The 19,822-nt window shown below is 55.0% G+C and carries 20 protein-coding genes and 2 pseudogenes; 14 read left to right on the top strand and 8 right to left on the bottom strand.

Annotation, left to right across the window (positions count from 1 at the left end):
- Nucleotides 1-9 precede the first annotated feature (9 nt).
- From AACY19_RS26140 to AACY19_RS26105, 7 genes are all read right to left on the bottom strand, one after another.
- Nucleotides 10-2,010: a phage terminase large subunit family protein gene (locus tag AACY19_RS26140; RefSeq protein WP_339454411.1), complete on the bottom strand. Its 2,001-nt coding sequence runs from the start codon at nt 2,008-2,010 to the stop codon at nt 10-12.
- On the bottom strand, nt 1,943-2,467 hold the full coding sequence (locus AACY19_RS26135) for a terminase small subunit (protein ID WP_127926425.1): 525 nt from the start codon (nt 2,465-2,467) through the stop codon (nt 1,943-1,945). The genes AACY19_RS26140 and AACY19_RS26135 overlap by 68 nt, the downstream gene beginning before the upstream one ends.
- Nucleotides 2,468-2,602: 135 nt before the next feature.
- A complete protein-coding gene (locus tag AACY19_RS26130) occupies nt 2,603-2,941 on the bottom strand; it encodes a phage holin family protein (protein WP_315448421.1) in 339 nt (112 codons plus the stop codon).
- Nucleotides 2,942-3,123: 182 nt separating this feature from the next.
- Nucleotides 3,124-3,615, bottom strand: coding sequence for a hypothetical protein (locus AACY19_RS26125; RefSeq protein ID WP_315448423.1), 492 nt, complete (start codon nt 3,613-3,615; stop codon nt 3,124-3,126).
- Between the two features lie 334 nt (nt 3,616-3,949).
- The gene (locus AACY19_RS26120; RefSeq protein WP_339454410.1) at nt 3,950-6,649 is read right to left on the bottom strand and encodes a DUF5906 domain-containing protein; all 2,700 of its coding nucleotides are present in this window, start codon (nt 6,647-6,649) and stop codon (nt 3,950-3,952) included.
- 195 nt (nt 6,650-6,844) lie between these two features.
- Nucleotides 6,845-7,333, bottom strand: coding sequence for a phage regulatory CII family protein (locus tag AACY19_RS26110; RefSeq protein ID WP_315448429.1), 489 nt, complete (start codon nt 7,331-7,333; stop codon nt 6,845-6,847).
- A gap of 143 nt (nt 7,334-7,476) precedes the next feature.
- The gene (locus AACY19_RS26105) at nt 7,477-7,665 is read right to left on the bottom strand and encodes a helix-turn-helix domain-containing protein (protein ID WP_315448431.1); all 189 of its coding nucleotides are present in this window, start codon (nt 7,663-7,665) and stop codon (nt 7,477-7,479) included.
- 126 nt (nt 7,666-7,791) lie between these two features.
- Here AACY19_RS26105 and AACY19_RS26100 point away from each other — a divergent pair, with 126 nt between their 5' ends.
- The 11 genes and pseudogenes from AACY19_RS26100 (at nt 7,792) to AACY19_RS26055 (ending at nt 15,397) form a co-directional block, all read left to right on the top strand.
- Nucleotides 7,792-8,427, top strand: coding sequence for a LexA family protein (locus tag AACY19_RS26100; protein WP_339454409.1), 636 nt, complete (start codon nt 7,792-7,794; stop codon nt 8,425-8,427).
- A gap of 528 nt (nt 8,428-8,955) precedes the next feature.
- Nucleotides 8,956-9,228 carry a hypothetical protein gene (locus AACY19_RS26095; RefSeq protein WP_315448434.1) on the top strand — a complete coding sequence of 91 codons (273 nt, stop codon included), beginning with the start codon at nt 8,956-8,958 and terminating at the stop codon, nt 9,226-9,228.
- Nucleotides 9,225-9,608 carry a hypothetical protein gene (locus AACY19_RS26090; protein WP_150688913.1) on the top strand — a complete coding sequence of 128 codons (384 nt, stop codon included), beginning with the start codon at nt 9,225-9,227 and terminating at the stop codon, nt 9,606-9,608. Before AACY19_RS26095 ends, AACY19_RS26090 begins: the two co-directional genes overlap by 4 nt.
- Nucleotides 9,605-9,847, top strand: coding sequence for a pyocin activator PrtN family protein (locus AACY19_RS26085; RefSeq protein ID WP_150688912.1), 243 nt, complete (start codon nt 9,605-9,607; stop codon nt 9,845-9,847). The genes AACY19_RS26090 and AACY19_RS26085 overlap by 4 nt, the downstream gene beginning before the upstream one ends.
- Nucleotides 9,848-10,078: 231 nt before the next feature.
- Nucleotides 10,079-11,311, top strand: coding sequence for a tyrosine-type recombinase/integrase (locus tag AACY19_RS26080; RefSeq protein ID WP_339454408.1), 1,233 nt, complete (start codon nt 10,079-10,081; stop codon nt 11,309-11,311).
- A 331-nt stretch (nt 11,312-11,642) separates the two neighbouring features.
- Nucleotides 11,643-12,413 (top strand): annotated as a pseudogene (locus AACY19_RS27980) (PAS domain-containing protein); the annotation flags it as partial.
- Nucleotides 12,399-12,956, top strand: a complete 558-nt coding sequence (locus AACY19_RS27975; protein WP_412070881.1) for a methyl-accepting chemotaxis protein — start codon at nt 12,399-12,401, stop codon at nt 12,954-12,956. The pseudogene AACY19_RS27980 and the gene AACY19_RS27975, both read left to right, overlap by 15 nt.
- Nucleotides 12,957-13,104: 148 nt before the next feature.
- Complete coding sequence (locus AACY19_RS26070; protein ID WP_339454407.1) at nt 13,105-13,644, top strand: GAF domain-containing protein; 540 nt, start codon at nt 13,105-13,107, stop codon at nt 13,642-13,644.
- Between the two features lie 466 nt (nt 13,645-14,110).
- Nucleotides 14,111-14,353, top strand: a pseudogene (locus AACY19_RS26065) (site-specific integrase); the annotation flags it as partial.
- A gap of 22 nt (nt 14,354-14,375) precedes the next feature.
- The gene (folE, locus tag AACY19_RS26060) at nt 14,376-14,921 is read left to right on the top strand and encodes a GTP cyclohydrolase I FolE (RefSeq protein ID WP_019826593.1); all 546 of its coding nucleotides are present in this window, start codon (nt 14,376-14,378) and stop codon (nt 14,919-14,921) included.
- 104 nt (nt 14,922-15,025) lie between these two features.
- A complete protein-coding gene (locus tag AACY19_RS26055; protein WP_339454406.1) occupies nt 15,026-15,397 on the top strand; it encodes a glutathione S-transferase N-terminal domain-containing protein in 372 nt (123 codons plus the stop codon).
- Nucleotides 15,398-15,557: 160 nt separating this feature from the next.
- Here AACY19_RS26055 and AACY19_RS26050 read toward each other — a convergent pair whose 3' ends face one another.
- Complete coding sequence (locus tag AACY19_RS26050; RefSeq protein WP_339454405.1) at nt 15,558-16,724, bottom strand: aminotransferase-like domain-containing protein; 1,167 nt, start codon at nt 16,722-16,724, stop codon at nt 15,558-15,560.
- A gap of 82 nt (nt 16,725-16,806) precedes the next feature.
- Here AACY19_RS26050 and AACY19_RS26045 point away from each other — a divergent pair, with 82 nt between their 5' ends.
- From AACY19_RS26045 to AACY19_RS26035, 3 genes are all read left to right on the top strand, one after another.
- Nucleotides 16,807-17,253: a MarR family winged helix-turn-helix transcriptional regulator gene (locus AACY19_RS26045; protein ID WP_339454404.1), complete on the top strand. Its 447-nt coding sequence runs from the start codon at nt 16,807-16,809 to the stop codon at nt 17,251-17,253.
- Nucleotides 17,254-17,529: 276 nt separating this feature from the next.
- On the top strand, nt 17,530-18,879 hold the full coding sequence (locus AACY19_RS26040; protein WP_339454403.1) for an NCS2 family permease: 1,350 nt from the start codon (nt 17,530-17,532) through the stop codon (nt 18,877-18,879).
- Nucleotides 18,880-18,966: 87 nt separating this feature from the next.
- On the top strand, nt 18,967-19,593 hold the full coding sequence (locus tag AACY19_RS26035) for a LysE family translocator (protein ID WP_339454402.1): 627 nt from the start codon (nt 18,967-18,969) through the stop codon (nt 19,591-19,593).
- Nucleotides 19,594-19,822: the final 229 nt, after the last annotated feature.

The following is a 19,822-nucleotide window of genomic DNA, read 5'->3' as shown; positions in this document are numbered from 1 at the left end:
TGTGTTTCCTTAATAGCCCGCGCGACTGCGGGTGCCCCGCCCACGAGCGACAGCTCGGCGCGGTACCGGTGCGACCGGTTGTTCGGTGCTGAACAGGGTTGGCTGCAGCAACTGCTGCTCCAACTGGTCCCATTCGTGATCGCGTAACAGATGAGTTTTCAGGCTGCGAGCCGCGTGCAAGGCATACACCTCGCAATCCAGCGCTTCGTTGCGACGGCCGGCTTTCTTTTGCCAAACCATTTTGCTGGGGTTACGCGGGTGCGGTGCCAGGACTTCGTTGGTGAGTTGCTCGTAGTAGTCCGACCGGATCTCGCTGTACCAATGCATGCGCCCCGGACCGGCACCTTTGAGGCGCAGCCGCCCATCAATGAGCGTCTTCGCTTTGTGCGTGCCGACGATGTGGACTCGCAGGCCGTATTTCGCAGCCTTGGTGTTGTCCTGCGATGTATCCACCGACTGCGGAGGCTTGGTAAAGATCTCCTTGTCGCGACTGTCGATAGAGGCGCCTTTGATCGCCATCACGTTGTAGCGTTGACGATCCCGCACGTAGGCATACACCGCGTCACTGGTATTGCCGTCAGAGCTGTCGATGCTGACCGCCGATACGGCCAGTTGTGCACCACTTTCGACCGGTATGGGTTGGGAAATAACCCGATCCAGTTCTTGCCAAACGGCGTCATGGGGATCGATGGGGTTGCCGTGAAGCTCACCCCAGTACAAGCGCCACGACTCCTCGCCTCGTCCCCAACCGATGATTGTGAGAGCGAGGCGGTCGCCTTGGACGTCAACGCCAACGGTGATCAGCAGGACACCTTTCGGCGCTGTCAGCTCCGCGTAAGGCTCCGCACGCTTTTCCAGCTCATCGGTCTTCGGTGCATCGCTCTGATACTCGTAGCTTTCGCCCTTGGAGCTGTTGACGAAGGCGATCATCGGGCCGATGTTGCCTTGTGAGGCCGCGTGTTCGGCCTGGAGCTTTTTCTCCATCAACACCTGGAAACGCGATCCCCAAAACGTCGCGTACAGCTCGTTGAGGATGTAACCGGCGATCCCCCGAAATTCTGCTGTAGCCGACCAGCGACCGTGCTTAAGGTTGGCGTTCTTCTGGTTGTCATCCCAGATTCCACCGCAATGCGGGCAAGAGTAGAACGTTTTCTCCGGCCGCTTCTTGCCGTAGACCTCATGTAGGTATTCCGGATCCTCGTCGCAGTGTAGGTTGTCGAAGCTCAACGCGTGCTCTTGGCCGCATTCATGACACGGCACCAGGCCGACGCGCTTGTCCGACAGTTCCAGCTCCGCATCAATGGCGGACAAGCCCTTGATCGTCGGTGTACCGCCGATGATGATCTTCGAACGGCGAAACGTTTTCAGTCGTTCCTTGGCCAGCTTGATACTGTCGCCCTGGCCTCGCAGGTTCAGGTTGCAGTCGTCCGGCTCTTCAATGGCAACGCGCGGCACTGGCGTGGACTTCACACTGGCCGGGCTGTTTGAGCCCACCATTTTCAGGAAGCCGCCCGGGAAGCGCTTGAAGTCCTGCCGCTGCTGCAGCTTGCGGCTTCGCAGATCGACTTTCTTTCTCAGCCGCGGCGTGGCTTCGATCATCGGTTCGAGCTTTTCACCAACGTACTGCTTGGCCGCTTCGGCCTTGGGAAACAGAACCAGAATCGGTGACGGATCAATGTCGATCCACTTGCCCAGGGCGTTACCCAGAACACCCGACGTCCATGCCACCTGCGCCGACTTGCGTCCGACGATCTCACTGACAGCGGGATCATCCAGCGCTTCCAATGGACCGCCGGGCCAGATCAGGTGAGGAGTAACGTCAAAGCGATATTTGCCGGGGCGCGCAGCCTCTTCCGGTGCGAGCCAGCGGTATTTGTCCGCCCACTCGATAATACTCATGCGAGGCGGCGGCGCCCATTTGCGGCAAGCGCCGCGCAGCGCTTTAGTCGCCGTCTTCCTCAAGGCCCTCCGTATCGTCCGGTTCGTCAGAATATCCATCTGACGCGGCATCATCCTTGTCATAGTCAGAAAGCCTCCTCAGGATGGCTTCAATGGGGTCGCGAATCAGTTGCTCGTCGACTTCCACGTCGTAGCGCGCCGAGAGTTCGGCGGCCAGCACATCGGGGAAAGAGTTGAGCAGCTCCACTTTTGCAGCGGTGATCATTGCTTCGAAGCGTTCGATCAAATCAGCAGCGATGACCACCTCGCCAAGATCCTTGGCCATCGCGAGTTCTTCACGATCAGCGCGGATCCGGTCGAGGCGATCGCGGGAAGATTCTTTTTTGCCGTTGAGTGCGGCCTGATGCATCAGCCACTGGATCACGGCTTCGGTGTCGTATTGGTTTTCGTTGCCCCGACCGAGGCCGAACTCGGTCACAGGCATGCCGTCGTTCTGCCATCGGGTCAGGGTGCGTTCATCGCGGCCGACGATCTCGCTCAAGTCGGCCTTGCTGACTGTCTTTCCCATGTCTAACCCTTTGAAAAGACGGACATCCCTGTGAAATTCTCAGCTGCAGAGATCCCGCGAGTTCCGTAACCCGTGTAGGGGGCGGCCCTCGGGGAGGACCCGGAAAAAACCGGTGCCCCGCTCCGCCCCCGCCTCTTAGGTGCGATCGGTCGATGCCGATTCGGAAAGGCCAAGCCGCTTGGCAGCCCATCGTTCATACAACCCGATGGCAACGTCCGCGCCGGCCATTGCTGTGAGGCAACCCAAGGCGCCCGCCGTCCAAAGCGACATCCCGGCGGCGATCATCAACATCATCGCCGTCACCCCGCAAACAATGCAGGCACCCGACCGAAGCGCCAACCTGCGCAACAACGCCCAACCTCGCGCCCCATCCTTGTCTGCTCGCCACATCTCCCCCGATACGCCACCGACCAGAGCCAGGACGATCACTAACCAGATTGGCATTTCCGCCAGTGCTTGTTGCTCATTAGTCATGTTGTGCCTCAAGAAAAAACAATGGTGCGCCGGAAAAAGAAAACCCCGCCGGAGTGGCAGGGTTTTAGGTGTCTCGGTTCGTAAACGCGATGGAATGTTCCGCTATTGCTAAGTAAGTGCCTCAGGCGCAGATCGCATATCGTGGGGACTTTTTACCCGCTGAGTACGGAACCGAAAAGAGGCTATTTTCGGTTATTCAGTTCGATGCAACTTTGACGCACTTTGAGCAGACTTTGAGGCAAATCACCCCGACCAACGGTTAGCCACTTCCTTGCCTTAGAACGCTCATTGAGAACTTCATACAGTCGGACATGAAGTCTGTGCACCAGGTCGTAGTAGGTTTGCTTCGCCTTCGATACGTATCCCAATTCATGCATCTGTGCCGCCCACGTTGGTGCCGGATCTTCACAATAACGAAGCACTGCCAACCGTTGCATGCGCTCACCGCGCCCGACGTCCCGTGCGATCTCGGATAGCGCAGCACCTACTTCCTGTGCCACGGCATCTGGACCAACTCCGGCCCCGAGAATAATTCGAGACCCGGGAGTCCCACGGGGAGCACAACCTCCCCACTCTATAATCGCGGCCATCGGACTGCCCATGCTACTGGTCTCGCCGTTGCGGCGGTACTGCTCGCCCCAGTGAATTAACAACACATCCATGTCTTTGATCATGCTTTTTGCCCCAAAACCGAACCCCACACAAAAAGTTCAGTACCCAACACAAACCCAACACACTTCAAACCCTTTAAATTCAATGCGTTCAGCCAGATTGAGTGGGGTGTGTTGGGTTTGTTGGGTCTTTCAGCCTTCGCATAGAGTTTTTTGTGGTGCTGTCTAGAGGGAAAAGAATGGAGAAAAAACCGCGTGCACGCGCGTGCGCGCATGCAAACCCCACACACCCGACACAGTGCTACACCTTCGTTGATTTTGTTGGCTCGTAGCTGTGTTGAGTTGTCATAAACAGCCCCACACATACTCAACACACCCGACACACTGGAAACAGTTTTCATGCTGCTAACCCTTTTACGTGCTCCCATCCCTCGACGTTCCATCCGGCAAGCTTGGCATTAGCCCGCCAGGACGAAACTGTGCGCCCAAGCTCTGCCGCCTTCAGTGAGAGGAGCGGAGAGGCTGAAGGATCATCTGGGACAAAGAACGCGCCAAATCGCCGGTTGTTTCCATCAGTCCATGGTGTAGAGCGAGACTTTTCAACTGATGAAGCAATGAATAAGGAGAACTTCGTTTGACTCATCGAGTGCTCCTTATTTCGATGGCACCACTCGAGAAACAACGCGTAAAGATCGGAAGACAGGCACGCGCCCCAAAGGCCGGCGCCCAAATCGCCAATCTTCCAAAGGTGCAGAAAGGTTTGCCAGCCGGCGCGACTCAGAGCCACCAAGCGTTCACGTGCCTCTGTGGATGGCGGGCGCGTTCGTTGATTGAAGTCACCCAGCTCAACCGACAACAACCAGCCATATAGCGCTGCTACTCCGCCTTGCTCAAGCTCTCGGCCGATGGCTTTCTGACGTTCCACGGGCAATGTTTCCTGAGGCCAAATAACGAGCATTCGTCGGTCGGTATCGCTGATGGGCCACGGTAGAATCTCGTTACTCAAGAACACCGCGTTCATGTGGTTGGCCTCTTCCCAACCGTTGATGAATTTGGATTCCATCCGTACCGTTTTGCCCGTGACCAAATGTTTGATCTTACCCACTTGGTTATACCGCTGATCGCGGCTAACAACCTCTTCAAAGACAGCCCAAAGCTTGCGGCTTTGCCACGCATTAAAATTGCTCTCAAGTTGGGTCTGCCCAACGGTAGCGGCGTACTGCCCATATAGCCTGCCTAGAGTGTCGGCAAAGAAAAGACTCTTACCGGATCCCTCCATGCTTGAGTGCATCAGCACTGCAGTGTCCATCTTGGCGCCCAAGTGCTGCAGCGGATACGCGAGCCAGCGGGTGAGCCAACTGGCTGCGGCTCCATCGTGATTGCACAAAAATGAAATCAGCCAGCGAAGATTCGAGCACGCAGCATCATCGCGAACCGGCTCAAGCGGCAAGCCATCGAACGTATTGATATAGACGGCTGGATCCTTGGTCATAGTGGGGTCGAACACGATGTGTTCAACGTCTACGGTGCGCCGCTCGCTGCTATTGAGCCATAACGGATAAGTGTCACCGAGGGCCATCTTGACCGCACCCTCAGCAATACGCCTTTTCTTTTCCCGATCCCAAACGTCTTTGGTGCCATCGATGTACACATAGCGATCCGTGGGCGACATGCCCAAAGCACCGCCTTTTTTGCCGGCCATGCGCCGCGCCTGTTCGATGTCGCGAACATGCTCATCGGAGATCAGGCGCTTGCCGGTGTCATCCAGCCAAGCCTTAGCCAGCGTTTTGCCAACCCGGGCTTCAAATGCCGACCTCTTCATCACCTTCGACTGGTCACAGTCCCACACATGCGTTGTGCCCTCGACCAGGGCAAACCGACGCAATACATGCTCGAGAGTCAACTCCTCCCCCGCCCCCCCGATAGCTGGAGGAGCAACCACACTTAGAGCGCTGGCGTTGTCAGACATGAAGTTACCCGCTTGAACCAATGGGGGCGGGGGAAGATCGTGCGGATCCGGGCGCGAGGAATGCTGCATTCCCAGCAACAGGGCCGCAGCTTTAACTGCACGGGACTGATCACCGCCGTGCTCAAGCAAGCAGTACACTTCAAAGGCATCGTTCTGATGACCGTTCGCCAGCGGGTCGGCACCGTGGTGGGAATAAACTTTGCGTTCAGCAACGCTGATACCCGGTAACCCTGTACTGCTCTGCGGATACAGCCACTTGCTACCGCGCTTGATGTAGCCATGAGCGCGCAACAGCTCTTCTACATCGTAACAGCGGTTGAATTCATCAATAACCGAAGGTTGCTTGCCACCTGCCGGGGCCGAACGTTTGATCACCTTACCCGGCGCTTTTCTTGGTTTAACCGCCCAAGGGCAGGCGAGCTCAGCATCACGTTTGAAAATGTCCCAATTGTTCCAGATCGCAAGCAACTCAGGCGTCAGATCAGGCAAACCTTCCTCCGCATGAGGTGGTGTTCTCCAGACGTACGGTTTACCTGTACCAGGGTGAATCGAGGGCGGCAGAAGGTCTTGCACAAGACCCGCACGTAACTCAAAAACCGTGAAACGTTTGTAGTCTTCAGCTTCAACCCGTGCTGCGGCCTCCCCCGCTATGTCACCGAGCGCCTTCGCCGCTTTGGCTTTAGCGATCAGTGCTTTGTAAATCGAGCCGTCAGGATCTTTCTCGTTCGGCCAAGCAAGCGAGTGACGAGATAGATCGAGGCCCTCCGGGACACGGAACATAATGCGGAAACGCGCAGGGTTACCAACTACGGTCGGAAACACCAATGCCATGGCGTCCAAGTCAATCTCGAGCAATTCATAAAGGATATGACGGGTCCATTGCACATCATCAACATCCAACGAGCAGATGCGACTTGGCCCCAAGACCACGCCAAGATTATGGGAAGGATTGTTTTGCCAAAAAAGAGCGGCTTGCGCCGCTTCGATGATGTAGCCACAGGGCTTGTTCCAACCAATACCCTTGGGAGCTTTCTCGCCCGGCTCAATGGGCACCAGTGCGAGATTGAAGGTATCAATGTAACGCTGTGCCCAAACTGATGTAGGCACACTTTTGACCAACTCACTCATCGGCCCCGCTCCCGCAGCTCTTGGCAATAAACGCAAGTCTCGCAGCCCTCAATAGACCTCTGACGACGTTCTGGAATAGCTTCATCGCAGTCCGCACAGAATTTCGCACTTGCCTTGCCAGTCACCGGTCGCGGGTGTCTGCTGAGTGCGATCTGCAAAAAATAATCGGCTTGCTCGTTGGCGGTATCAATGACATCAGCCATGGTCGTGCCCCTCCATCGCCTGACGCGCACCGGCCATGATGCCCAGCACCGCACGGATAACATCTGCGCCATGCTTCTCCAACTCGGCGACCTCGTGCGGTTCCCATACGTTGTCTGCTGCACCTTCGTGCATGCTGGAAACAAACAGACCGGTTTCGTGTAGCAATTTGCTGACTGCGAGAAGTGCCTGTTTTGTCGGTGCTGCAGCTTCTGGCTTGTACCAAACCATACCAGCAGGACGCATCAGGGCATCCAACAATACCGGACTAGCCGTGAGTCGAATGACCTCCTCCAGCTCATCCGGATCGAGCCATCGCTGTTCGAAGTCGTGCTTCAATTTTTTCTGAAGGGTGTCGTAATCGATGACCATGTCCAACGCCAAAGCGGTTACCCCGCCCCTGTAGGAATGACCGGCGCGGTAAAGCGCTTTTCGTAAAGAAAGAACCGGCTCAGCGGCCGGATGTTTTGCGTTGCGACTCATAACCGTAAAAACTCCTTTTACGGTCTAGCCACAGGAACAGGCACAACCTATCCTACGACTGCGACCGATATACATTGCTGTGTGTCATCGCCGCCAGGCCGGGGGATCTTTGGTGAGAGGCCCCGGCTCGGCACCTTTTCTTGTTACTGCTTTACTTCTGAGCTTTTCTCTTGCTCAAAAAGCCGTTCAATCGCCTTACCAGTTTCGTACCGAATATCCGCGCCTTTAGCAGCTCGAAATATTGTTGGTTGCGTCGTTCCGACGCGTTCTGCGATTGCACGCTGCGAATAGCCAAGCTCCAGAAGTACGCTGAGCATCTTTTGAATAGTCATGTGATTCACCAATGCGTTTTCGCATTAGCCGGATAATACGCATCCGTATCGACGAGCGCAATACACTCCCAATACGTTTACGAATCAGAGGGCCATCATGTGATAGGCACGCGTATAGCTCAGCGCATGACAGAGCTTCAGCTATCTGAGGGTGAGTTGGGCCGAAGATCCGGCGTACCCCAACCGACGATCCACAGAATAATCACCGGTGAATCGCTGAGTCCGAGACAGTCAAACGTTGAAAAAATCGCGAAGGCTCTCGCTGTTACTTCCAACTGGTTGTGGACAGGCAAGAACATTGGGAACGATACAAATGCGTTCGCACAATCCAATGTTGAGCCTGGCCCCGCTATCAAAGGTTCGGTCCCGTTGATTTCATGGGTGCAAGCAGGAGCATGGTGCGAAGCAATAGACATCATGAACGTAAGCGACGCGGAGATTTGGCTTCCATGCGCGGTTTCTCATAGCAAAAGAACCTACGCACTGCGCGTGCGCGGACTGTCGATGTTCAATCCCCATGAACGGCGTTCGTTCCGAGATGGCGATATCATCTACGTCGATCCTGCGAAAGATCCAGAAAATGGATCTCTAGTAATCGCCAAGTTAACGGACAGCGATGAGGCAACGTTCAAGCAACTTGTCTTGGAGGGGCACCGCCAGTTTCTGAAGCCCCTCAATCCATCGTGGCCGGAACCTATAATTGAACTGCCCCCAGACGCCGCGATTTGCGGGGTTGTGATTTCAAAACTAGAAATTTTCTAGCCTCCAACATCAACGAACAAAAAACCGCCCCCTCTTGGCGGTTTTTTTACGCTCGCGCCAATATCAATACACAAACGTATTGACCGAACCTATACGTATTTGTATTGTTCGCATCGTAAACCTCTCACCAGAGTACTAGCGATGTCCTTTCCAACTCCCAGACAAAATGCTTCTAAGACGCCCTTTTCGACCGATGACGTACTAATGACGGTCCGCCAAACCTTGTGTGGTGACACACGATGAACCACTTTCAGCTAGCTCTCATACAACAAGACCTACTGCATCAAATGCTGCAAACAGGCGGGCAAGCGAGCTGTTCAATGCAGCGCCCTGCACTGACCATTCAAGCCCGGTTTGACGTTGAGTTGACTGACGAATACGCAAAAGTCCGAGTTGATGTGTCAGGGCACACAGATCACGTGAGATTGCGTCGCGGAGATCGAGCCAATCACCTGCACCTACGTGACTTCATGCATGAACTGGCCAACCGCCAGATCATGGAAAACCCCAAGGTGGAGGGAGTTCGTCATGAATCGCACTCTTGATCAGACGGCAGCCTTGTTTGGCATCAAGTCCCGCGCCTTTCGCAAGGCACTTCGAGAACTTCGCATTCTCACGTCGACGGGTGATCTAGCAAGCCACCATCGCTCTAGCGGCCACCTGTTCTCAGATCCGCGAAGTGTTCAATTGGGTCCAAATCGTCTCAAACATTACGCAGTCGTGTTGGTTACCGAGAAAGGCGTGCAGTGGCTCGCAAAAACACTCGGCATCGAAATTACCGACAAGGAGGTGGCAGCATGAAAACCAATTACTACAACGCCTATACCCAGTCTGTGGGTGCATTGAAGCTGATCCCGATTTATCTAAATTGTCCTGGCGTGATAAGCCGGTCAACGCTCGTTGGGGCAGCCACAGAAGCCATTCAACTGCTCGAAAGCATTCCAGCGATGAGCGTGGAGCTCGCCGAGGTCTTCCGTTGTGTGAATGCAGTCGTCTCTGAAGATCAGACGGCTTACGTCACACCTACTAACTCTCCCGAATATCCCTTTGGCGCGGTTGTGGCGGATAAAAAAGGACAAGTCTGCGCTGCGGCTATAGGCCGTAGCAAGGAAGGATTGGCTGAAATGATTCGCCTCAAGCTTCTGCCGCAAAACGAGGGGCACGGGGAGGACGCAGCGTGACCAGCACACTCAATCAACTCAGGAAGCAGTTCGACACCCCCTGCCCGCTCCTGGCCGAAGTCCGTGAACGATACTTTTCGCATATTCGGACGGACCGCCATCTATTGCGCGAAATAAAAGCCGGCCACATCAGGATTACGGTGACCCACCTGCACAGCTCAGTCCGGGCGAAACCGGTGGTCTACCTGCATCACCTGGCCGACTACCTCGATGCCCAAGCCGCCACCGCAGCGGCTTAAACCGAAGCCACTCAACGGAGAAATGCATATGCAAACCTCACAAATCCCCCAAGTGGCAGAGGCGCTAATCGAAACCTACCAACTCGACAAGATTCCGGAAGACAAGATGGCGGATTTAGTCGGCACGACCCGCCGGGCGTTGCAAGGGAAACGTGCCAGAGGCGTCATTCCCCAAGGTGTATGGAACACGATTGACAGCAGGATTTACTACAGCATCAGGAGATACGAAGCATGGCTCGAGAGCCAATGGGATTGCCCACCGGAGTTGAATTTGCTGGACAGTCCGTCCGCATTCGCTTCACCTGGAACGGGCAACGCCGCTGCGAAACCCTCCCCTATCCCCAAACGCCGAAGGGGGTTAAGGCTGCCGCCGACTTACGCGCTAAAGTAACCAGTCTGATTAAGCATGGGGTGCTGGATGATCAACGCTATGGCGAGCTGTTCCCCAATTCCGCTTATGCCACCTACTCAGCGACTCCCCGCTTCGGGGAGTACGCCCAGAGTTGGCTCAACAGCCGAGAGATCGTGGCCGGGACCCGAAAGAACTATCTCGGCTCGCTCAATCTTTACTGGATGCCGTATCTGGCGATGCTCCCCATGGACAGCATCACGTCGATGATTCTGCGCAAGGTGGTAGCGAACACTGAATGGCCCACCCCTGGTGTTAAGCGCGCTGCGATCCAGCGTTTGACCACCGTATTTGGCACCGCCGTGAAAGACGGTCTGATCAACCGCAACCCGGTAGAATCCATTGAGTTGCCGGTGAAGGCCAAGAAACCCATCGATCCGTTCGCGGCGGGGGAAGCCAACCAGATCATCGATCACCTATATAATACGCTAGCCCACTCGATGAGGATCTACGCGGCGTATTTTGAATTTGCGTTCTATACCGGCATGCGCCCCAGCGAGATCGCGGCACTACGTTGGGAAGAGGTCGACAGGGAAAAGCGGCTGGTCAACGTGTGTCGGATCGTCGCTGATTACAAAATCGAGGAGCGAACCAAAACCCGCAACGAACGCCAAGTCATGCTCAACAGTCGAGCACTGCACGCCATCAAACAGGCCGAACTGCTGGCGAAGCAACGTGCTTTGCAAAGCCGGCGCAAACGCACCGAATCGCCCTATGTGTTCCCGCCAACCAAGAACTTCGAGTTCATACAGCAATCGAGTGTGACGGACAAACACTTCCAGGCTGCACTAACCGAATTGGGGATTCGAGCCCGCCGGCAATATAACTGCCGACACACATACGCCACCATGTGCCTCATGGCGGGTATGAACCCTGCATTTATTGCCACTCAACTGGGACACAGCGTGCAAATGTTGCTCTCGACCTATGCCCGATGGATTAACTCCAGCACTGATTGGGCCGAACTCGGGAAACTCGAAAATAGCCTGATTGATACAAAATTGGTAAAAACGGAACACATATCTCCCTCAAAACTTTATGAAATAAGCTTCTGACAGACAGAACAAAAGCCACACTAAACTTCCCCGCGATCACCGCAGCATAAGGCTGGATATTTTAAACCGACGGCATCGCGGGCATAGCGTCTTTGATGAAGGCGTTTAGATCTGGCCAGAAAGGTAGGCGCTCGCGTCACACCAGCGAGGCGTCGAACTGTGCAAAGGCAACGGAGCGATTTTTTTCATCGACTCGGCTGGTCGTGCTGTCTCTGCGCCGGCTCCTGCAAACATTCCGCTTGAATTTTTTCCATGTACAGCTAGGGTCAGTTAAGCAAATGTGACAGACGCCGATAACTTGGAAACACCAGTGAATTCTGAAGGACTGAAAATGTTTAACACCCATCTAAAACAAGAGTTAAATGAAGCAACAAAAAAAATAACAATATATGAACAGCTAATCACTGGTTTGAATGAAGAAACTTTAGCCTTCACGACTGATGAAAACTTACACATTATTGATGCCAACTCCAATTTTCTCCGCGCATTGGGATACGACATCAACTCGATTAAGCGCCCTCTAAGCGAGATCGTGCCAAATTATGTGGTGAACCTACCTTGCTACCGCAACCTACGTGACGCCATTGGAAAAGGCCGCTCAATAAGCGACAACTATCGTTATTTACACGCTGACGGACGCTTGGTTTGGTTATGGGGACTATGGCAGCCAGTAAAAGATAGCGCTGGAAAACTAGCGAATATCAAATTTTTCGGAAGGGATATCACGGACTCGATGAACCTTGCTCGAGAAAATGAAGCCCTTATAAAGGCACTTTCACGCTCTACCGCAATCATTGAGTTCGACCCTAGCGGCACTATTCTCACCGCGAACGCTCCCTTCCTCCAAACAATGGGTTATACCCTCGACCAAATCAAAGGTAAGCACCACCAGATATTCTGCGAACATGGAGAGGCATCATCTCCGGAGTATTCAGTCTTTTGGGAGACCTTGAACAAGGGTGAGTTTGTCGCAGGGCGATTCAAGCGAGTGGATAGCCACGGCCGCACAATTTGGCTCGAAGCTTCGTATAACCCCGTTTACGACACTCAAGACAAGCTATATAAGTTCGTCAAATTTGCCACTGTCATTACCGATCAGGTAGACAGAGAATCTGAGGTCAATGAAGCAGCAAGCATTGCCTATGATATATCGCAAAACACGGACTCTAAAGCTAAAGAAGGTGCATTAGTCGTTCAGCAAGCTGTAGACATAATGCGACAGATATCTATCGAAATGCAATCTGTGTCACTTAGCATCGAAGACCTAGGAAAGCAATCACATCTAATTAGCTCAATAGTCCAAACAATTGGTAGCATCGCTCAACAGACCAATCTCTTAGCTCTTAATGCTGCAATTGAAGCGGCCAGGGCTGGAGAGCAAGGACGTGGCTTTGCTGTAGTGGCAGATGAGGTTCGACAGCTGGCAGGTCGCACTAGTACTGCTACGGAGGAAATAGTCAGTGTTGTGAGCAAAAACCAAGATCTAGTAAATAAAGCCGTAAAGGACATGGCGGGTAGCAAGCACCAGGCAGAGCAGGGTTTAGTACTTGCTAGTCAAGCCGGGTCGGTCATCGTGGAAATCCAAGAGGGAGCGAAACAGGTTTTAAGTGCCGTCGAACGTTTTTCCAACCAACTAAAACAATAGATGGCCCAAGCCTAAGCTAGCAGTGTCATACGAGGACTGATAAGCTTGGAGCATTACTTCCAATCGACATCAACGAAGTTGATTTAATGGCTATTAACACGCTAGACAATCGAAATCAATACTAATAACCATGAGGAGATCGTTGTAAATGCCAATTAACGAAACTATCCTTAAAGCATTATTAAGTACCGAGGAGCGAGCAGCGATAGCGGAAATCGAAGCTACAACAAGTATTGTGCAACTCGTTGCCCGCATGACTGGCATGCGCTTTGCTGGGATTGCCAAGTTCACAGATAAAGATTGGATAGTTTGCTCTACTTTCAACCCTATTGAACTAGGCATTAATACCGGCGACACGCTTGAATTGGAAACGACAATCTGCAATGAATTTCGGCGGAACCCACAAGTTCTTTTTGTACCAGAGATAAGTTTAGATGGCAGATTCTCGTCTCGACCAGTTGTAAAGAAACACATGTTGGAAAGCTACGCAGGTGCGCCTATTTTCCTTCCCGATGGGCAGCTTTGGGGGGCGCTATGTGCTTTGGACTCAAGGCCTATTATATTTGAGAATCCAGACATGACGGAAACGCTAGCTTTATTTGCTCGCTTAATAGGATGCATTTTTTATACAAACTCAGCAACAAACGGACATACTACTCCACAACTAAAGCAGATCGCTGAATATTAAATATTTATAAATGCGGGCCCACGAGACCTGATGGCCGACATCAATAACTCCGATAAATCGTCTACATGAGCGGGGTCAGGTTGGGCGCGTTTGGCTCCATGGGCCATGCCAGCGGGGTGGTGTCGGTTGGCATTGCACACCCGTGGTGTATTTAAGGTGGCGTCAATAGGACGCATAACACAGCCTAGGATTAGCCTGCACGTTCAGCTCCGTGATCCCAGCAAAACCATGCAGACGAATCGGACGCTTATCGGACGCAGCTAGAGCAAATCCGACGCGCGCGACAGGCAATAGCCCTGAACAACGGCAAGCTACGGCAGTGGTAGTGTAAAACCGCTGACTTGGATCGCGCTGCGACGGAGACATAGCGGTCCTTCGGACTTCAGGATATTGGGAAGTTCCGAAGCCAGCGAGGAGGTTTCACATCTGCTGAAGTGTTGATCGTCTCCCCCGCTCCCGCACACGATTGATCGAATTGGAGGTTCGCGCAAGTCGGCAATACAACTGCCGACACACATACGCTACCATGTGCCTCATGGCGGGTATGAACCCTGCGTTTATTGCCACTCAGCTCGGTCATAGCGTTCAGATGTTGCTATCGACTTACGCCCGATGGATCAATTCCAGCACTGACTGGGGTGAACTCGGTAAGCTCGAAAACAGCTTGATTGGTACAAAATTGGTACAGGCAGAAACGGTACCCCTCTGAAACCCTTATGGAATCAGCCCCTGTGACACTGGAACAGAACTACACCGCGATTCTCGGCCAACTGGGCGAGGACGTGTCCCGCGAGGGCCTGCTCGACACGCCAAAGCGTGCCGCCAAAGCCATGCAGTACCTCTGCCGCGGTTATGAACAGACGCTCGAAGAGGTCACCAACGGTGCCCTGTTCAGCTCCGACAACAGCGAAATGGTGCTGGTCAAGGACATCGAGTTGTACTCGTTGTGCGAACACCACCTGCTGCCGTTCATCGGCAAGGCGCACGTTGCGTATATCCCGAGCGGCAAAGTGCTGGGCCTGTCGAAGGTCGCGCGGATCGTCGACATGTACGCTCGCCGCCTGCAGATCCAGGAGAACCTGAGCCGCCAGATCGCCGATGCGGTGATGCAAGTCACCGGCGCCCTGGGCGTCGCCGTGGTGATCGAGGCCAAGCACATGTGCATGATGATGCGCGGTGTCGAGAAGCAGAATTCGTCGATGATCACCTCGGTGATGCTCGGCGAGTTCCGTGAAAACGCCGCGACCCGCAGCGAATTCCTCAGCCTCATCAAGTAATGTGCAGCACGAAGAAAACCGGCATTCATCGCCGGTTTTTTTTCGCCCGAGAAAAATCGGGTAAGCTGCGCGCCTTTCTCAATCTGCACCGTGAGGCTTTAAACGTGTTCGTCAAAGCGCTTCGTGTCGGCCTCGGCCAACTGGTTATCTTCATCGATTTCATCACCCGTCCAGGCAAGAAAAAACGCCCTACCGCTGCTCAGGCTCAGGTAGACGCGGCAGCCAAGGATCTGACGCTGTATCAGTTCCACGCTTGCCCGTTCTGTGTGAAAACCCGTCGCACTCTCCATCGCCTGAATGTGCCGGTGGCGCTGAAGGATGCGAAGAACAACGAGCAGGATCGCCAGACGCTGCTGGAACAGGGCGGCCGAATCAAGGTGCCTTGCCTGCGCATTGAAGAGAATGGGCAGACGACGTGGATGTATGAGTCCAAGGTGATCATTGATTATCTGGATAAGCGGTTTGCGGCGGTCTGATGTTTATAGCGGGATTTGACTGACGCCCTCGCGAGCAGGCTCGCTCCCACCCTTTAGAATGCATTTCCACTGTGGGAGCGAGCTTGCTCGCGAAGAGGCCCGCACTGACACCGCAAGTTTCAGACAAAAATAAACCGGCTATCGAGCCGGTTTATTTGTTTCAGGCCGCCTTCTCCAGCTGCGCCTTCCGTACCACCGCCGCCAATCGCTTCAACCCTTCATCCAGCCGCGCCGGATCGATGTGGCTGAAATTCAAGCGCAAATGCCCGTGGTGATTGTCCGGTTCCGGGAAAAACGGTTCGCCCGGCATAAACGCCACGTCATTGACCAGCGCCTCATTGAGCAACGTTCGCGTGTCCAGCGGTTGCTTCAACGTCAGCCAGAAAAACAACCCACCCTGCGGCACGTGCCAGTCGGCCAGATCAGAAAAATGCGTTTCCAGTGCCACCTGAAAAGCGTCGCGTCGCTGCCGATAGAAGCCTCGCAGTTCACTCAGATGCTGTTGATAGTGTTCGGTGCCGATCCACTGCAGCGCCTGCCACTGGCCGATGCGGTTGGTGTGCAAGTCCGCCGACTGCTTGAGTTTGAGCAGATGCGGGAACAGATCCGCGCTGGCGATCAGGTAGCCGACGCGCAAACCCGGCAACAGGGTTTTCGACACCGTGCCGGTGTAGATCCAGCTGGATTTGTGCAGACGTCCGGCTATCGGCTTGGCGCTGCCGCCGTCGAAGGTCAGTTCGCGGTAAGGCTCGTCTTCGATCAAGGTCACGCCGAACTCATCCAGCAACGCGGCGACGGCGGCGCGTTTGGCTTCGCTGTAGCGCACGGCAGACGGATTCTGGAATGTCGGGATCAGGTAGATGAACGCTGGCCGGTGCTGTTCAAGACGACGGCGCAATTGCGCCAGGTTCGGGCCATCGGATTCTTGCGGCACTGTCAGGCAATCGGCGCCAAACAGCTGGAAGATTTGCAGCGCGGCAAGATAGGTCGGCGCTTCGAGCAGGATTGGCGTGCCCTTGTCGATGTACAGCTTGGCCGCCAGATCGAGGGTTTGCTGAGAACCGCTGACCACCAGCACCTGACTCGCCTGGCATTCCAGGCCAAGCGCCCTCGCCTGCGCCGCTAACGCTTCGCGCAACGCCGGCTCGCCTTCGCTCATGCCGTACTGGCCGAGGGACAACGGCATGTCGGCCCATTCGACTTTCGGCAGCATGGCTTCGGCTGGCAAACCACCGGCGAACGACATCACCTCTGGACGCTGGGCGGCGGCGAGGATTTCACGGATCAGAGAACTTTTAAGGCGCGAGACACGTTCGGAAAAAGCCATGGTGGTCACCGGTAGCGAGGCGTATGAAAAATGAGTCAAACTGATTGACTGAAATTACGACAGCTTGAGCGAGTACGTCAACATGATTGACCTTAAAAACCCATCCAGTCAGCAACAGGCCATGGAAGCGTTTTTCTTCGGCTATCAGGCGTTCACCGCCAAGGCCGACGAAATGCTCGAACGTCGCGGGTTGTCGCGGGTGCACCAGCGCATTGTGTTTTTCATCGCCCGTTATCCGAGTTTGAGCGTGAAGGAATTGCTCGGCTTGCTCGGCGTGAGCAAGCAGGCGCTGAACATGCCATTGCGGCAGTTGCAGGAGATGCACTTGGTCGACAGCGTGGCGTCGGCGGCAGACAAGCGTAAGCGGCTGCTGGCGTTGACGGCGGAAGGCGGGAAATTCGAGCAGGCGCTGCGACGCGAGCAGGTGAAGTTGCTGGAGCGGGTGTTTGCCGAGGCTGGGGAGGCGGCGGTGAATGGTTGGTTGGCGGTGAATATGGCCTTGGGTGAGAGTCGGGCCCATCTCGATTGAATCCTCTGGCCTCTTCGCGAGCAGGCTCGCTCCCACTTTAGATCGCATTCCCTTGCTCGCGAAGGCGTCCGGACAAACGATATATCCCTAAAGACGGAACTTCCCCAAACAAAATCAAAAACAATATTTGCTTTATTTGTACACAAAAGCATAATCCACAGCGTGCGAGTTCCTGACCGCATGGTCAACAAATTCGCGTATGCCTCAAAGGGCCGCTGCCACCCCTCATGGGTCCGGCCCTGGAAATAACAATAAAACTCTTGAGGAGTACTTGCTGTGGAAAGCCGCAAATCCGAAGCATCGACGCTGGACCTCTCGCCACCATTACGCAGTGGCGTGCTGGAACGTCTGTTTAAACTCAGCTTGCACGGCACCACGGTGAAGACCGAGCTGATTGCCGGTCTGACAACCTTCATCACCATGGCCTACATCATCTTCGTCAACCCGAACATCATGGCCGATGCCGGGATTGACCACGGTGCAGCGTTCGTCGCCACCTGTATCGCTGCGGCACTGGGCTGCCTGTTGATGGGCCTGTACGCTAACTGGCCGGTGGGCCTGGCACCGGGCATGGGCCTCAACGCGTTCTTCACCTACACCGTGGTCGGCACCATGGGCTACAACTGGGAAACCGCGCTGGGTGCGGTGTTCGTCTCCGGTGTGCTGTTCATGATCCTGACCTTCTCGCGCATTCGTGAGTGGCTGCTCAACAGTATTCCAGTCAGTCTGCGCTTCGCGATGGGTGCCGGTGTCGGACTGTTCCTCGGTCTGATCGGCCTGAAAACCGCCGGCATCGTGGTCGACAGCCCGGCGACGCTGATCAAGCTCGGTTCCCTGCGCGAGCCTGGCCCGCTGCTCGCCGCCATCTGCTTCCTGATGATCGCGATCCTCAGCTACCACCGCGTGTTCGGCGCGATCCTCATCAGTATCATCACCGTCACCCTGGCCGGTTGGGGTCTGGGCATCGTGCACTACGAAGGAATCATGTCGACGCCGCCAAGTCTGGCGCCGACCTTCATGGCGATGAACGTGGCCGGCGTGTTCAACGTCAGCATGATCAGCGTGGTCCTCGCCTTTCTCTTTGTACACATGTTCGACACCGCCGGTACGCTGATGGGCGTCGCCCAGCGCGCCAATCTGGTCAACGCTGACGGCCGCATCGAAAACCTCTCCCGCGCGATGAAGGCCGACAGTGCTTCCAGCGTATTTGGTGCCGTGGTCGGTGTTCCTCCCGTAACAAGTTACGTAGAAAGTGCCGCCGGTGTGGCCGCTGGCGGTCGGACTGGTCTTACCGCAGTGACCGTAGGTGTGCTATTTATAGCCGCAATGTTTTTCGCACCGCTGGCCGGCATGATTCCTGCCTACGCCACCGCGGGTGCACTGATCTACGTTGCGATGCTGATGATGGGCGGCATGGCCCACATCGAGTGGGACGAAGCCACTGACGCTATCCCGGCCATCGTCACCGCCATCATGATGCCGCTGACCTTCTCGGTCGCCGACGGCATCGCAATGGGCTTCATCACCTATGTGGCGTTGAAAGCCGGCACCGGCAAGTACAAGGAAATCTCCGTGAGCCTGTGGGTGCTCTGCGCGATCTTCATCGCCAAGTTCATCTTCCTGTAAGCGCTACGCGGTTCACGCTTCAAATCAGCCTCACCCTCGCGGGTGGGGCTTTTGTGCATTTTGATAACAATAGAAAGGAGCAAAGTGATGAGTCTGGAAACCTGGCTGCTGTTCAGCGGCGCTGCACTGGTGGTGATCCTTATTCCGGGGCCACTGTCGTTGCTGATGATCAGCAACAGTCTGAATTACGGTCTGCGTCGTTCTTACCCGGCGTTTCTCGGCGGCGTCATTGCTTCGATCTGTTTGCTCAGTGCTTCGGCGCTGGGGCTGGGCGCCCTGCTGCTGGCTTCCGAGCACTTGTTCAGTGCACTGAAGATCGTTGGCGCGCTGTACCTGTTCTACCTCGCCTGGCAGAGCTGGCAGCAATCGCGTCAGCCGTCGGTGGGCGCTGAAGTGCCCCAGGCTGCACCGACTCCGCGCTTTCGCACGCTGTTCGGGCGCGCGTTTGTGCTGGGCGCGAGCAATCCGAAGGACATTTTGTTCTTTGCCGCGTTTCTGCCGCAGTTCCTCAGCGCGCAGCAGTCGTTTCTGCCGCAACTGCTGATCATGATTGTCACCTGGGTAGTGCTCGATTTGTGCTGCAAGCTGGCCTACGGGCTCGGTGCACATGGTGCGGCGCGGTATCTGCGTAGCGGCAAGGGGCAGAGCTGGTTTAACCGGGTCAGTGCCGGGTTGTTCAGTGGTGCGGGTGCCGCGTCCCTGTTGAGCCGCTAAGAGCAAAAGCTTCGCGAGCAAGCCCGCTCCCACATTTGCAATGCATTTCGAATGTGGGAGCGGGCTTGCTCGCCAAGGCGTCAGACCAGACAGCACTTTCCTCCTGTCTAGTCCTGAAATAGGTTTACACCTGTTTCAGTCTCAAAACGCCCGATGCACCGCATCGGGCGTTTTGTATTTCAGGGACAAGTGAGGTCGCTTACGGTTATAAATTTCTATCGATTCTTCA

Source organism: Pseudomonas sp. EA_5y_Pfl2_R50 (assembly GCF_963970475.1).
Lineage (GTDB): Bacteria > Pseudomonadota > Gammaproteobacteria > Pseudomonadales > Pseudomonadaceae > Aquipseudomonas.
This window is presented reverse-complemented; position numbering and strand designations above follow the sequence as displayed.

Bases quoted from the DNA above. Each gene is read 5' to 3' on its own strand.
- AACY19_RS26050 (WP_339454405.1), bottom strand. From the start codon at position 16,724: ATGGCTTTTTCCGAACGTGTCTCGCGCCTTAAAAGTTCTCTGATCCGT.
- AACY19_RS26035 (WP_339454402.1), top strand. From the start codon at position 18,967: ATGAGTCTGGAAACCTGGCTGCTGTTCAGCGGCGCTGCACTGGTGGTG.
- AACY19_RS26110 (WP_315448429.1), bottom strand. From the start codon at position 7,333: ATGAGTCGCAACGCAAAACATCCGGCCGCTGAGCCGGTTCTTTCTTTA.
- AACY19_RS26100 (WP_339454409.1), top strand. From the start codon at position 7,792: ATGACAGAGCTTCAGCTATCTGAGGGTGAGTTGGGCCGAAGATCCGGC.
- AACY19_RS26045 (WP_339454404.1), top strand. From the start codon at position 16,807: ATGATTGACCTTAAAAACCCATCCAGTCAGCAACAGGCCATGGAAGCG.
- AACY19_RS26130 (WP_315448421.1), bottom strand. From the start codon at position 2,941: ATGACTAATGAGCAACAAGCACTGGCGGAAATGCCAATCTGGTTAGTG.
- AACY19_RS26125 (WP_315448423.1), bottom strand. From the start codon at position 3,615: ATGATCAAAGACATGGATGTGTTGTTAATTCACTGGGGCGAGCAGTAC.
- AACY19_RS26120 (WP_339454410.1), bottom strand. From the start codon at position 6,649: ATGAGTGAGTTGGTCAAAAGTGTGCCTACATCAGTTTGGGCACAGCGT.
- AACY19_RS26135 (WP_127926425.1), bottom strand. From the start codon at position 2,467: ATGGGAAAGACAGTCAGCAAGGCCGACTTGAGCGAGATCGTCGGCCGC.
- AACY19_RS26140 (WP_339454411.1), bottom strand. From the start codon at position 2,010: ATGCCGCGTCAGATGGATATTCTGACGAACCGGACGATACGGAGGGCC.
- AACY19_RS26080 (WP_339454408.1), top strand. From the start codon at position 10,079: ATGGCTCGAGAGCCAATGGGATTGCCCACCGGAGTTGAATTTGCTGGA.
- AACY19_RS26090 (WP_150688913.1), top strand. From the start codon at position 9,225: ATGAAAACCAATTACTACAACGCCTATACCCAGTCTGTGGGTGCATTG.
- AACY19_RS26105 (WP_315448431.1), bottom strand. From the start codon at position 7,665: ATGACTATTCAAAAGATGCTCAGCGTACTTCTGGAGCTTGGCTATTCG.
- AACY19_RS26070 (WP_339454407.1), top strand. From the start codon at position 13,105: ATGCCAATTAACGAAACTATCCTTAAAGCATTATTAAGTACCGAGGAG.
- AACY19_RS26095 (WP_315448434.1), top strand. From the start codon at position 8,956: ATGAATCGCACTCTTGATCAGACGGCAGCCTTGTTTGGCATCAAGTCC.